The sequence below is a fragment of the Kitasatospora sp. NPDC093679 genome, assembly GCF_040683455.1.
Classification (GTDB): domain Bacteria; phylum Actinomycetota; class Actinomycetes; order Streptomycetales; family Streptomycetaceae; genus Kitasatospora; species Kitasatospora arboriphila.
Map to the genome: position 1 here is coordinate 30,916 of NZ_JBFBDW010000034.1, position 14,151 is coordinate 45,066.

Below are 14,151 nucleotides of genomic sequence, written 5' to 3' on the forward strand. Positions count from 1 at the left end.
CACGCCGCGTTTGACGAACCCTCCGAAGGTCCGCATCGTTCCGTTCCGAACATCCGCGCGATCTCCGCGCGACCCGGAGGGGAAAGGCACAACCGTCATGACACAGAGCGATCCGAGACCGGCCGCGGGGCCGGCCGAGCGGCCACGCCGTGCCGCGGCCAGACTGGTGGCGGGAGCCGCCGCCGGCGCGATCGGCATGGCCCTGCTGGCGGCACCCGCCGCCTCGGCCGCGGACGCGGCGTCCGCGTCCCCGCCCGCCCCGTCCGGCACCGCGGCAGCACCGAAGCTGACGGACACCCAGAAGTCCATGCTGGACGCGCGGAGCAGGGCGAAGGCGTCCGGCAGGGCGACCCCCGTCGAGTCGATGACCAACGAGACCTCGACGACCGTCGCCAACCCGAACGGCACCTTCACCACCACCGACAACGCCAAGCCGGTTCGGGCGAAGCGCGGCAAGGCGTGGGCGGACCTCGACACCCGGCTGCACCGCAACGCGGACGGCTCGGTCGCCCCGGCCGTCACGTCCAGCGGCCTGACGATCTCCGGCGGCGGCACCGGTCCGCTGGCCACGATCACCACGACGGACGGCAAGAAGCTCGCCGTCACCGCCCCGTTCGCGCTGCCCGCCCCCGCCCTGGACGGCGACACCGCGACCTACGGCAACGTGCTGCCGGACGTCGACCTGCAGCTGACCGCCCTGCCGGACGGCGGCTGGCGCGACGTCGTCGTCGTGCGCACCGCGGCCGCCGCGGCCGACCCCCGGCTCAAGCGCCTGCACTTCCCGGTCAGGACCACCGGGCTGAGCGTCGCGACCGACTCCGCCGGCAACGTCACCGTCAAGGACCAGTCCGGCAAGGTCCGCATGCAGGCGCCCACGCCGTTCCAGTGGGACTCCGCCCGCGCCACGGTGCTCGGCAACAGCAAGTCTGCCCGGGTGGCCGGCCCCGAGGGCAACGACCCCGCCGAACCCGGGTCCAGCGCCCAGGGACCGGGCGCCAACGCCACGATCGGCAAGATCGGCATCACCGCGGACAGCGAGGGCTTCGACCTCGTCCCGGACGCCGCCACCTTCGGCAAGGGCCAGGGCCCCTGGTACCTCGACCCCACGATCAGCGCCGACAGCTGGTCCGTGATGTCGGCCCAGGTCCAGGAGTACAACCCGAACACCAAGTACGCCGACTCCGTCTCCAACCTCGGTGTCGGCTACTGCGGTTACAGCGACTGCACCGGCTACGGCCGTGAGCGGATCTACTACCGGATCGGCATCAACTCGGCGATCTGGAACATCCCGAGCGGTGCGCCCAAGGCGCCGACCGTCTTCGACTCGACGTTCTACGCCAGCGTCACCCAGGCCTCCAGCCCGAGCACCAGCACGCCGCTCGGCCTCTACTGGACGCCCGGCATCAACAGCGGCCTGACCTGGAACACCCAGCCCTGCAACGGCGGCGGCACGTTCGGCGGCTGCAGCAAGGTCGGCGGTTCCACCTGGATCACCGGCACCGGCCCGATCGCGTTCAACGTGACCTCACAGATGCAGCAGGCCGCGGCGAACCACTCGCCGGACTGGACCGTCGGCATCGCGCCCGACGACGAGAACAACAAGTACTACCGCAAGCACCTGGCGAACAACCCGCACATCACCACCAACTACGACATCACGCCGAGTGTCTGGTGGGCGCGGACGATCCCCCAGCCGGGCTTCGCCTCCACCAACCAGCACAACGACTGCCAGACCCCGGGCGGCGGCTACGCCTGGTACAACCCGGGCTGGGTCGGTGCCAACCAGAACATCCAGCTGGCCGTGAACGACTGGTCGCCCGCCGGGCTGCCGCTCTACGCGAAATTCCGGATGTGGGACGACAACGACCCGAACGCGGGCCAGACCCCCAGCACCCCCAAGACGACCGCCTACAACACCGAGGTCGTCCCGGTGGGTTCGCTGGCCGACGGCCACCAGTACGGCTGGACGGTCAACGCCACCGACGACACCCTGATGTCCGACGAGACCCCGTGGTGCTACTTCCGGGTGGACAAGACCCCGCCCGCGGTGGGCGTCGTCTCGACCGACTTCCCGCCGTCCGGCACGCCCAACCCGAACCCGACCAAGTTCAACACCGACTCGGGCACCTTCACCCTGACGGGCAGCGACCCGGCCCCGGGCAGCGGTCTGAGCGCCTCCGGCCTCGCCTGCTTCCAGGTCAAGAAGTCCCCCACCCCGGTCACCGGCTGGAAGTGCGGTGACCAGGACACGGTGACGGCCGACGCCAACGGCAAGGCCGCCTACACCACCGTCCCGGGCACCTGGGGCACCAACGCGCTCTACGTCCAGGCGCAGGACAACGCCGGCAACTACAGCCAGCCCGCCGTCTACAGCTACTACGCACCGTGGAACCCGGCGAGCAACCCGGTCTTCGGCGACGTCACCGGCGACCTCAAGCCCGACGTGACCGTGGCCGACGGCAACGGCAACCTGCGGGTGGTCCAGCCCGCCAGCAGCGACGCGGGCGCCGCCGGCGTCATCGCCGGCTCGGCCGCGGCCTCCCCGACCGGCACCTGGACGGGTGTCCAGGTCACGCACCGGTCCTCGCTCCGCGCCAACGTGCCGGTGGACGACCTGATCGCCCACCCGGCCGGCGACGCGCGCCTGTACCTGTACCAGAACGACGGGCACGGCAACTTCGTGACCCGCACCTCGTTCTACAAGTCCGGCACCACGATCAACTCGGCGGTCACCTGCCAGGACGTCACCGGTGCCGCCATCCCCTGCCCGGTCGACTTCGGTACCGACTGGTCCAACGCGACCCAGATCCTGGCCCTCGGCACCCCGGAGGGCGAGGTCGCCGGGAAGGACGCCAACGGCAAGTACGTCCTCACCAGGACGTCCCTGCTCGCCGTCATCAACAAGCAGCTCTGGCTGTTCCCGCCCGGCACCAGCAGCGCCCGTCTGCTGAAGACCCCGGACACCCAGGTCTCCACCGCCGACTGGTCGAACTACGACCTGATCGGCCCCGGCCCGGCCAACGGCAACAACCAGCCCACCCTGTGGACCCGCGAGCGCACCGGCGGTGTCCTGCACGCCTACCCGATCACCCTGACCGGCGGCGTGCCGGACTTCGGCAAGCTCGTCGACCCCGCCTACGGCCCCATCACGGTGCCCGCCGGCAACATCAACCCGACCGAGTACCCGACCGTCGGCTCCAACGGCGACCTGACCGGTGACGGTGTCGCAGACCTCTGGGCCACCGCCAAGGACGGCCGCCTCGTGGTCTTCCCCGGCACCAGCTCCAGCGGCACGTCGAGCACCCCGGTCACCGGTGTCGGCAGCCCGGTCGCCGTCGGCGACCTCCGGGCCCCGCTCGGCCACTGGAAGCTCGCCGACGCCACCGGCTCGGCCACCGCGAAGGACGAGACCGGCCTGCGCCCGCTGGCCGCCCAGGGCGGCGTCGCGTTCCAGGCCGACACCGTCGCCGGCCGCAGTGCCCGGGTGGCTGCCTTCAACGGCACCGACGCGGCCCTGGTCTCCAGCGATTCCCGTCTGGACGCGAAGCAGTCGTTCACCGTCACCACGTGGGCCAAGGCCAATGCGGGGGGCGGCGTGGTGGCCTCCCAGGACGGCACGACGGCCAGCGCCTTCAAGCTGTGGGCCGCGGACCGGGGCAACGGCGTCTACGACTGGAGCTTCGGCATGGCGGCCTCCGACACCGCCAACGCGGCAATCGACCAGACCGACACGGCGAACGTCGCGGCCCGGGTCAAGTTCGGCCAGTGGCAGCAGCTGACCGCCAGCTACAACGCGGCCACCAAGGAACTGCTGCTGTACGTGGACGGCGCCCTCGCCTCGACCGGCGGGCACAGCCCCGCGTTCACCAGCACGCAGCCTCTCGCCGTGGGCCGGGCCAAGCAGAACGGGGCCGCCGCGAGCTGGTTCAGCGGCTCGGTCGCGGAACTGTCCGTCCTGCAGTACGCGGCGCCGATGGAGACCGCCGCCGCCACCGCCGTGCTGTCCGGCACCAGTGCCGGCAAGTGCCTGGACAACGACTACAACACGCTGGCCAACGGCAACCGCGTCCAGATCACGGACTGCAACTCCGCCCCGGCCCAGCAGTGGAGCCTGAACGCCACCGGCACCATCACCAACCAGGGCTGGTGTCTGGACGCCTACAACAACGTCGCGGCGGACGGCACCAAGGTGCAGCTGTTCACCTGCAACGGCGGCGCCAACCAGCAGTGGCTGCCCACCGGCAACGGCGGGTTCTACAACCCGGCCACCGCCCGCTGCCTGGACGTGCCCGGCGGCAGCACCACGAACGGCACCCCGCTGCAGGTCTGGACCTGCAACGGCAGCCCGGCCCAGCGCTGGTCGTTCGGCTCGCTGCGCACCGTGCTCACCGCCTCGCTGCCCGGCAGCTGATCGCAGAGCACACCCGGCGGCCCCGGAGCGGATGTCCGCTCCGGGGCCGCCCCCGTTCCCGGAAAGAGCAAATCGGACATACCCGCCACCGGCGTTGACACCCGGCCGGTCACCTGGTGGGCTGGCCCGCTGAGGCGGGTACGGCGGTGACCGGGTGGCGGGCCCGGTGGACCGGCTGTCCGGGGCGTGGAGGAGGTCCGGTGCAGGCACGGGTGTCGGTGGCCGCCGGGCGGCGGTTGAGGCAGCAGCTGGACCAGAGCCCCGCGCTGCGCGAACTCCTGAACCATCCGGCCGCGCTGACGGCACGCCGGACGGCCGCCCGGACGGCGCGCCAGCTGGCGCCCCGGGCCGCGGACCGCTTCATCGCCGACATCAAGGGCACCGAGCCGCTGCTCGCCTCCGTCCGCGCCGAACGGCGCACCCCCGCCGGCCGCCGCCGCAGCGCCCTGCAGCTCGCCGCGACGCTCTCCGCGGCCGCCGTGGTCGGCGGTCTGCTGGCCGGTCCGGCCGCCCTCGCCGCACCGTCGATCGGCGACCGCCCCGTCACCAGCGCCCCGGTCACCCCGCTCGGCTCGATCACCGAACCGCAGGTCTACCCGCGCCCGCAGCAGCTGCAGGCCGCGGGCGGCGCCGTCGCGGTGCCCGACACCGTCGCCCTGGTCGCGCCGCGCCGCGTCGACGGCCCCGCCCTGGCGGCCGTCCGGCAGGTGCTCGGCGCCGCGGGCGCCACCGACATCGTCGAGGCCGACCCCTCCGTCAGCCCCGCCGCCGGCTCGTTGGTGGTGTACGTGGGCGGACCCGGGGAGGGCGCCGGCGGCGACACCGACCAGGTGCTGCGCCGGCTCGCCGCGGCCGCCGGACGGGCCGCCTCGGAGGTGTCGGTGACCGGGCTGCCGACCGGCGGCTACGTCCTGGCCGCCGGGCAGCTGCCCGCCGCGGGCGGCGGCACGTACGGCGCGGTGGTGCTGTCCGGCGCCGACGCGACCGGCACCTTCTACGCGGCGCAGAGCCTGCGGCAGCTGCTCGCGCCGATCCAGAGCGGCCAGGGCCAGGGCCCGGCCGAGGCCGGCCGGGGCTTCCCCGGGGTCGTCCTGCGGGACTGGCCGACGGGCGCGCCCGTCCGCGGCACCGCCGAGTCCTTCTACGGCACCCCGTGGACGACCGCGGAGCGCCTGGAGCAGCTCGACTTCCTCGGCCGCACCAAGCAGAACTTCTTCCTGTACGCGCCCGGCGCCGACCCGTACCGGACCTCCCGCTGGCGCGAGGCCTACCCGCAGGCGCAGCAGGACGCGCTGCGCCGGCTCGCCGCGCGGGCCCGGGACAACCACGTGGTGCTCGGCTACTCGATCGACCCGGGGCAGTCGTTCTGCTACGGCTCCGGCAAGGACGTGGACGCGCTGGTCGCCAAGCTGGACGGGCTGCGCAGGCTCGGCTTCGGCGCCTTCCAGCTGCAGTTCCTCGACGTCAGCTACGACGAGTGGCACTGCCCGGGCGACCGCCGCACCTACGGCACCGGCCCGGCCGCGGCGGCCAAGGCCCAGGCCGAGCTGGCCGCGAAGGTGCAGACGCGGCTGATCGCGGCGCACCCGGAGCTGGCGCCGCTGTCGGTGGTGCCGACGGAGTACCAGAAGCAGGGCGCGACGCCGTACCGCAAGGCGCTGGCGGCTGCGCTGCCGGCGGGCGTGCAGGTGGCGTGGAGCGGCGGCGCGGTGATCGCGCCCAAGGTGACGGGCGACCAGCTGGCCCAGACCGCGGCGCTGTTCGACCGCCCGCTGGTGACCATGGACAACTACCCGGTCAACGACTCCACGCCGGACCGGCTGTTCCTCGGCGGCTACACCAGCCGCGACCCCGCGGTGGCGACCCGGTCGGCGGTGCTGCTGACCGCGGCGATGGCGCAGCCGGTGGCGTCCCGGCTGCCGCTGGCGACCGCCGCCGACTTCGGCTGGAAGCCCGAGGGCTACCGCGCCGAGGACTCGGTGAAGCAGGCGGTGCACGCCATGTCGGGCGGCGGCGCGGCCGAGGCGGCGCTCGCCGCCCTGGCCGGGAACAGCTCGTCCTCGCCGCTGGACAAGCGGGAGTCGGGCTACCTGGCGCCGCTGATGGAGCGTTTCTGGACGGCGCTGGAGCCGTCCTCGGGCGGCACCCCGGACCACGCGGCGCTGCAGGCGGCGGCCGCACCGCTGCAGGAGGCCTTCGCGACCATGGCGGGGGCGCCGCAGGCCCTCGCCGGCGACGCGGTGGCGCAGGACGCGGGCCCCTGGCTCGTCCGGCTGGCCACCTACGGGCGGGCCGGGCAGGCGGCGGTCGCGATGCTGCTGGCGCAGCGCGGCGGCGACGGCAGTGCGGCCTGGCAGGCCCGGGTGGACCTGCGGCAGCTGCGCGAGCAGCTGGGGCAGGGCACGGTGACGCTCGGGGCCGGGGTGCTGGACCCGTTCCTGGAGCGGGCGCTGAAGGACGCGGACACCTGGGCCGGCGTGGACGCAGGCTCGGGCACCCCGACGACCACGATCGGCACGGCCAACGACCACGGCCCGGCGCTGATGACGGACGGCGCCGCGGACACCTTCTACTGGAGCGCGTCCCCGCCGCAGGTCGGCGACGCGGTCGGCCTGGACCTCGGCAACGGCCGCCCGCTCGGCCGGGTGACCGTGCTGATGGGCTCGTGGGGCGACGGTCCGGACGCGGCGAGCGCGGCCGACGACTACCTGCGCGACGGGGTGCTGGAGTACTCCACCGGCAGCGGCGGCTGGAAGCAGCTGGCGGTGGTGCACGGCCAGAAGAGCGTGTCGGTGACCGCCCCGGCCGGCACCGTGGCCAAGGCGGTGCGGCTGCGCGCGCGGACGGCGCAGAAGACCGCGGTGGCCGTCCGGGAGTTCTCGGTCGCGGCACCGGACGACACGCCGGCGGTGGTGACCGGCCCGGCCGCGGCGCCGGGCTCCTCGCCGGACGCGGTGCTGGACGGCGACCCGGACACCGCGTTCCGCGCCGCGGACGCGCCGACGGCGGCCTCGGAGCCGCTGACGGTGGAGCTGGGCTCGGCCCGCCCGCTGGACCGGGTCACCGTGCTGACCGACCCGACGGTGCAGGCGGTCGCGACGGTGGCGGTGCGCGGTGCGGACGGCCTCTGGACGGCGATCGGCACGCTGAAGCCCGGCTACAACGAGCTCCCGGCGGGCGGCCGCCCGGCCGACGCGATCCGGCTGGTGTGGGCGCCCGGCTTCCAGGCGCCGGTGGTCAACCAGATCGTGCCCTGGTACGCGGACACCCCGGCGGCGCGGCTCAGCCTCTCGGACTCCAGCCTGGACGTGGTGACCGGGCAGGCCGTGCCGCAGGTGACGAAGGCGGTGCTGGAGACCGGCCGGCCGGAGGGCACCAGCGGCGAGCTGAAGGTGGAGGTGCCGGCGGTCGCCAAGGGGCTGACCGTCACCCAGGGCACCGCGGTGGCGGTGCCGCGCGGCGGCCGGGTGGGCGTGCCGCTGCAGGTGGTGGCGGCCGCCGGGACGCCCTCGGGCACCTACCGGCTGCCGGTCACGTTCACCGCGGGCACGCTGACCGTCCGGCAGGACCTGCTGGTGCACGTGGTGCCGCCGGCCGGCGGACCGGACCTGGCGCGCGGCGCGACCGCCACCTCGTCCGCGGACGAGACGCCGGCCTTCCCGGCCTCCAACATCAACGACGGCGACCCGCGGACCCGCTGGTCCTCGCCGGCCTCCGACGGCGCGTGGGTGCAGCTGGAGCTGCCGCAGGCGGCGCGGCTGGGCTCGGCGGTGCTGCACTGGCAGGACGCGCACGCGGCCGTCTACAAGGTGCAGACCTCGGCGGACGGGGTGACCTGGACGACGGTGGCCACCGTGGACGACGGCGGGGGCGGCACGGAGACGGTGCGCTTCGACGCGCCGGGCACCCGCTTCCTGCGCGTGCAGGGGGTGACCCGGGCGACGAAGTACGGCTACTCGCTGTGGGGCGTCGAGCTGTACGCCGTCACCGGCTGAGCAGCTCGGCCAGCGAGGTGAGGGCGCCGGGGGTGCGGCCCGTCCGGTCGATCAGCCGTGCCTGGAACCCGGCGGCGAGGGCCCCGTCGACGTCCTCGACGGGGTGGTCGCCGACGTGCAGGATGCGGGCCGGCTCGACGCCGAGCCGCTCGGCGGTGATCAGGTAGATCGCCGGGTCGGGCTTCGAGCGGCCGCAGTCCACCGCGCGCACGACCGCGCTGAAGTAGGGGTCGAGGCCCGTCCAGGAGAGTTCGGCGTTGCCGTTGGTGGTCAGCGCGAGCGGCATCCGGGCGGCGAGGGCGGCGACGACCTCCGCGACCTCGGGGAAGAGCCGGGTGGAGCGGGCGCGGGCGGCCATGAACGCGAGGAACATCCGGTCGGCGAGTTCGGGGCGGCCGGGGGCGCGGCGGCGGACGGCCTCGGCGAAGGCGGCCCGGCGCAGCTCGGGCAGGGTGGCGCCGGGAAGGTCGGCGGCGACCTCCTCGCGGATCCGCTGCAGCCAGTCGACCTCCACGGGCGGGCCGCCGAGCTCGGCGCCGAGCAGGTCGGCGGCGTGGGCGATGGCCGGGGCGAACGCGGCGGCAAAGTCCCAGAGGGTGTCGTCGCCGTCGAAGGAGACGGCGTCGAACGGGACGGCGTCGAAGGGGTGGGGGCCGGTGGCGCGGGGGCGGCTCTCGGGCGGCACGGTGCGGGCTCCAGGGATGGCAGACGGCGGGCCGCCGACGCTCCCGCTGGGGGTGCGCCGGCGGCCCATGAGGCGTACCGAAGTGTGACGGGCAGGCCCTTGTCTGTCAGGCGGAGAGCGGTTCCGGCTCTCCGCGGCGGCGGGTCGGGTGGGTCCTCGTGGCCGGAGCCGGCAGGGCACCCGCGTGGTCGGTATGGTCGTGGTGCTCGTACTCGCGGAACTGGTCGAGGCCGCCGTAGGGCTCCAGGTAGGGGCGCCAGCGGGGGTCCTTGATGCCGGTGCCGATGACCCGCCAGGCCAGGCCGCTGGGCGGGGCGGGGGCGCGCTTCATCCGCCAGCCGAGCTCGGTGAGGTGGCGGTCGGCCTTGACGTGGTTGCAGCGGCGGCAGGCCGCCACCACGTTGTCCCACCGGTGCTGGCCGCCCCGGCTGCGCGGAATGACGTGGTCGACGCTGGTCGCGGCGGCCCCGCAGTACACGCAGCGCCCGTGGTCGCGGGCGAACAGGGCGCGGCGGGTGAGCGGGACGGGCCCGCGGAACGGGACCCGCACGAAGCGGGTCAGACGGACGACGGACGGTGCCGTCACGGTGGTGGTGGCGCTGTGCAGTGTGGTTCCGGAGTCCTCCAGGCTGACCGCCTTGTGGTTGAGGACCAGGATGAGGGCGCGGCGGGTGGAGACCACTCCGAGTGGTTCGTACGACGCGTTGAGGACCAGGACATGCGGCACGGATGCCTCCTTGGACGCCTGCGGCGCGTGGCTCGCGCCGGGACGAGCGGGTGATCGCATTGCGGCGCGATCTCCCCCAGTGTCGCCTTACGCCTTCGTACGGCGCCACCACTCCTGTGTAACGGACCGGATGTGGAATCCGTCATAGGACGTATGCCCGCGCGCCGGGCCCGGTGCACGCGTCGCCGCCGGTGAGGGGGCGTGCGCGGGGGCCGGGGCAGGCTGACGGGCCGTCCGGGGGTGCCCGTGCGGGCCGCTAGGGTTGGACGGGACGGTCCGCCAGCCGGGCCGTGCCGGTGCCGCGCGCCGGCCGTACCCCGCACCACGGAAGGCCCGCACGTGTTCCGCTCCGGTGTCACCGGCCTCCTGGCCGAAGCCACCCCTTCGCCAGCCCAACCCACCCTCGACCTGAAGCTGCCGACCAGCGCCGAGGAGGTGACGGCCTCCACCAAGCAGGCCGCCAGCTGGTTCGACCAGAACTGGCAGAGCTGGGTCGAGGGCGGTGTGCGGATCGTCTTCATCGTGGTCCTCGCGCTGGTCCTGCGCGCGGTCGTCCGCAAGCTGATATCGCAGCTGGTGGCGCGGATGGGCCGCCCCTCGGAGGACGAGGAGGAGACGGGCCGCCTCGGCGGTCTGCTGGCCAACAGCGGGGTGGTGAACACCGAGCGCCGCCAGCAGCGGTCGGAGGCGATCGGCTCGGTGCTGCGCAGCGTGGCCTCGTTCACCATCCTCGGCACGGCCGCACTGATGGTGCTGTCGGCGCTGGGCGTGAACCTCGCACCGCTGCTGGCGAGTGCCGGTGTGGCCGGTGTGGCGATCGGTTTCGGCGCGCGGAACCTGGTGACCGACTTCCTGTCCGGCGTCTTCATGATCATGGAGGACCAGTACGGCGTCGGCGACGAGATCGACACCGGGGTGGCCTCCGGCACGGTGCTGGAGGTCGGCCTGCGGGTGACCAAGCTGCGCGGCGCGGGCGGCGAGATCTGGTACATCCGCAACGGCGAGGTGAAGCGGATCGCCAACATGAGCCAGGGCTGGGGCACCGCCACGGTGGACGTCCAGGTCGGCTACAAGGAGGACCTCCTCCGGGTCGAGGCGCTGATCACCGAGGCGGCCGAGCAGCTGTCCAAGGAGACCCCGTACGACGAGCTGATCTGGGGCCGGGTCAAGGTGCTGGGCGTGGACTCGGTGGCGACCGACTCGCTGGTCCTCAAGGTCGAGGCGCGGACGACGCCGGGCAAGTCGCCGCAGGTGGCGCGGGCGCTGCGGCAGCGGCTCAAGCAGGCCTTCGACGAGGCCGGGGTGAAGCTCAAGGAGGAGGCGGTGACGGTGTCGGCGACACCGGTCGCGGCCGTCCCGGCGGCGGAGATCGCGGCGCCCTCGGCGTTGTCGGACCCGCTGTCGCCGCAGTCCGCCGCGGTCAAGCCGATACCGGCGCAGTCGGTCGAGTAGCCGCAGGAGCCGTCTTCGAGGCGCCGGCGCGCCCCTGGCGGTGCGACTCCGGCAGGGCCCCGTTCCCGGGTGGGAGCGGGGCCCTTGGCATGCCCGGGCCGCGTACCCGGGGTAACGCTTCGACATCGGGTCATTGACACCTGCTCCGGCCGGGATCTACGGTCCTCTCGAAGCAATTGGAAACTTTCCTAACAGTTCGCCGCGCCACCTGCCGGGCCCGCAGGTGACCGGGCCGGACCCGCAGAGGAGGATCGAGCCGTGACCGACACCACCCGCCCCCCGCTCGCCGGCACCCCGAGCCTGCTCCGCGCGATCAACGACCGCGCCGCCCTGGAACTGCTGCTCGCCAACGGCCCGCTCTCCAGAACCCAGATCGGCACCCTCACCGGCCTCTCCAAGCCGACCGCCTCCCAGCTGCTGACCCGGCTGGAGGCCGCCGGACTCGTCGTGCCGGTCGGCACCACCGCCGGCGGGCCCGGGCCGAACGCCCAGCTCTACCAGGTCAACCCGGCCGCCGGGTACGTCGCCGGACTGGACGTCACCACCACCCACGTGCGGATCGCCGTCGCCGACATCACCGGCACCACGCTGGCCGAGCACCAGGTCGCCACCAAGGGCTGGTCCGCGGCCGGCACCGTCGAGAAGGTCGGCGAGGCCCTCGCCGCCACCGTCCGCGAGGCCGGTCTCGCCGACGGCAGCCTGGACCAGGTCGTCATCGGCGTGCCCGGCGCCCTCGACCCCGCCACCGGCAAGCTCCGCTACGCCTCCCACCTGCCGGGCTGGCACTCCCCGCGGCTGCTCGCCGACCTGGAGGCCGCGCTCGGCACCCCGTTCTCGATCGAGAACGACGTCAACCTGGCCGCGATCGCCGAGCAGGCCCTCGGCGCCGCGCACGGCTGCGAGGACTTCGTCCTGCTCTGGGCCGAGGAGGGCATCGGCGCCGCGATCGTCATCGCCGGGCGGCTGCACCGCGGCTTCACCGGCGGTGCCGGCGAGGTCGGCTACATGCCGGTGCCGGGCGCCCCGGTCGTCCGCGACGTGCGGCGGCGCAACTCCGGCGGCTTCCAGGAGCTCGCCGGCGCCGACGCCGTCCTGGAGCTCGCCGCCGCGCACCGCCTCGCCGCCGGCACCGCCGAGGAGGCCGTCGACCTGGCCCTGCGGACCGAGGGCGACGGCGACGCCTTCCTCGCGGAGCTCGCCGAGCGGATCGCGGTGGGCCTCGCCGTCATCGTCTCCGTCGTCGACCCCGAACTGCTGGTGCTCTCCGGCGGCATCCCCACCGCCGGCGGCGAGCGGCTGCGCGCCCTCGTCGAGGAGGCGCTCGCCCTGATCTCCATCCCCCGTCCCGAGGTGCGCCGCAGCACCGTCCCGGGCTCCCCCGTCCTGCACGGCGCGCTGCAGCGCGCCCTGGCCACCGCCCGGGAAGCAGCCTTCACCACCCACTGACCCGCACCACCGCCACGCCACCGTCTCCCGCACACGGGCCGAGGGGCGATGCCCCCTGCCCGCGTCCCCCAGGAGGACCCGAAGTGCACACCCCGCGCAGAACCCGCCGGACGCTCGCCGCCGCCACCGGTGCCGCCGCCGCCCTCGCCCTGCTCACCGCCTGCACCGGCACCCCCCAGGGCGGCGGGGACGACGGCTCCGCCGAGGGCAAGGACGTCACCATCACCTTCTGGCACGGCTGGAGCCAGGAGAACGAGACCAAGGCGATCGACGCCAACATCGCCGCCTTCGAGAAGCTCCACCCCAACATCCACGTCAAGGTGGTCGGCAACATCGCCGACGACAAGAGCGAGCAGGCCCTGCGGGCCGGCGGCGCCGACGCCCCCGACGTGGTCTCGTCCTTCACCACCGACAACGTCGGCAAGTTCTGCTCCGCCAAGGTCTGGGCCGACCTGACGCCCTTCCTGAAGAAGGACGGCATCGACCCGGCGAAGACCTTCCCCGCCGCGATGCTCTCCTACAGCGGCTACCGCGGGAACCAGTGCTCGCTGCCGCTGCTCGGCGACGCCTACGGCCTCTACTACAACAAGGCCGCCTTCGCCGCGGCCGGCATCACCGCCCCGCCGAAGACCTTCTCCGAGTTCGAGGCGGACGCCGTCAAGCTGACGACCGCCCGGGGCGACGGCTACCAGCAGCTCGGGTTCATGCCGAACTACCACGGCTACGAGTCCACCCCCTCGCACTTCCTCGGCCAGTACGGCGCCGGCTACTTCGGGCAGGACGGGAAGTCCGACGTGGCCGCCGACCCGAAGGTCGCCGCGATGTTCGCCTGGCAGAAGGGCCTGGTCGACAAGCTCGGCGGCTTCGAGAAGCTGGAGAAGTACCGCACCGGCTTCGGCGACGAGTTCAGCGCCAAGAACCCGTTCACCACCGGGCAGGTCGCGATGGCCATCGACGGCGAGTGGCGCACCGCCTCGCTCGCCGAGGACAAGCCGGCCTTCGAGTGGGCCACCGCGCCCTTCCCCGTCCCGGACGACCAGGCGGCCTCCTACGGCCGCGGCTACCAGACCGGCACCATCATCGGCATCGCCAACGGCAGCCGGAAGCAGACCGCCGCCTGGCAGCTCGTCAAGTACCTGACCACGGACACCGGCGCGGTCGTCGGCTTCGCCAACGCGATCCACAACGTGCCCAGCACCTTCGCCGCGCTCGACTCGCCCGAGCTCGACGCCGACGCCAACTTCCGCACCTTCCTGGCCATCGCGAAGAACCCGAACTCCTCGACCACGCCCGCCTCGGTCAACGGCGGCGCGTACCAGGTCTCCCTGCAGAACCTCGGCTACGAGTACGAGTCCGGCCGGCTCACCGACCTGAAGGCCGGGCTCGCCGCCACCGCCAAGGAGATCGACGCGGCCATCGACCAGGCCAAGTGACG

Annotated in this window: 7 protein-coding genes; 5 read left to right on the top strand and 2 right to left on the bottom strand. The window is 73.8% G+C overall.

What is annotated here, in order from left to right:
* Positions 1–97 precede the first annotated feature (97 nt).
* Positions 98–4,411: a ricin-type beta-trefoil lectin domain protein gene (locus tag AB0O09_RS25295; RefSeq protein ID WP_363544696.1), complete on the top strand. Its 4,314-nt coding sequence runs from the start codon at positions 98–100 to the stop codon at positions 4,409–4,411.
* Between the two features lie 200 nt (positions 4,412–4,611).
* Positions 4,612–8,406 carry a beta-N-acetylglucosaminidase domain-containing protein gene (locus AB0O09_RS25300; RefSeq protein ID WP_363544699.1) on the top strand — a complete coding sequence of 1,265 codons (3,795 nt, stop codon included), beginning with the start codon at positions 4,612–4,614 and terminating at the stop codon, positions 8,404–8,406.
* Here the strand turns inward: AB0O09_RS25300 and AB0O09_RS25305 are convergent.
* A complete protein-coding gene (locus AB0O09_RS25305) occupies positions 8,396–9,091 on the bottom strand; it encodes an HAD family hydrolase (protein WP_363544701.1) in 696 nt (231 codons plus the stop codon). The two genes, AB0O09_RS25300 and AB0O09_RS25305, sit on opposite strands and share 11 nt — an antisense overlap.
* A 106-nt stretch (positions 9,092–9,197) precedes the next feature.
* Complete coding sequence (locus AB0O09_RS25310) at positions 9,198–9,818, bottom strand: HNH endonuclease (protein WP_363544703.1); 621 nt, start codon at positions 9,816–9,818, stop codon at positions 9,198–9,200.
* 408 nt (positions 9,819–10,226) lie between these two features.
* Here AB0O09_RS25310 and AB0O09_RS25315 point away from each other — a divergent pair, with 408 nt between their 5' ends.
* The 3 genes from AB0O09_RS25315 (at position 10,227) to AB0O09_RS25325 (ending at position 14,149) form a co-directional block, all read left to right on the top strand.
* Positions 10,227–11,270 (top strand): mechanosensitive ion channel family protein, encoded by a 1,044-nt coding sequence (locus tag AB0O09_RS25315; RefSeq protein WP_363544794.1) that lies wholly within the window; start codon positions 10,227–10,229, stop codon positions 11,268–11,270.
* Positions 11,271–11,528: 258 nt separating this feature from the next.
* Positions 11,529–12,716, top strand: coding sequence for an ROK family transcriptional regulator (locus AB0O09_RS25320; RefSeq protein ID WP_363544706.1), 1,188 nt, complete (start codon positions 11,529–11,531; stop codon positions 12,714–12,716).
* Positions 12,717–12,799: 83 nt separating this feature from the next.
* The gene (locus tag AB0O09_RS25325) at positions 12,800–14,149 is read left to right on the top strand and encodes an extracellular solute-binding protein (protein WP_363544709.1); all 1,350 of its coding nucleotides are present in this window, start codon (positions 12,800–12,802) and stop codon (positions 14,147–14,149) included.
* Positions 14,150–14,151: the final 2 nt, after the last annotated feature.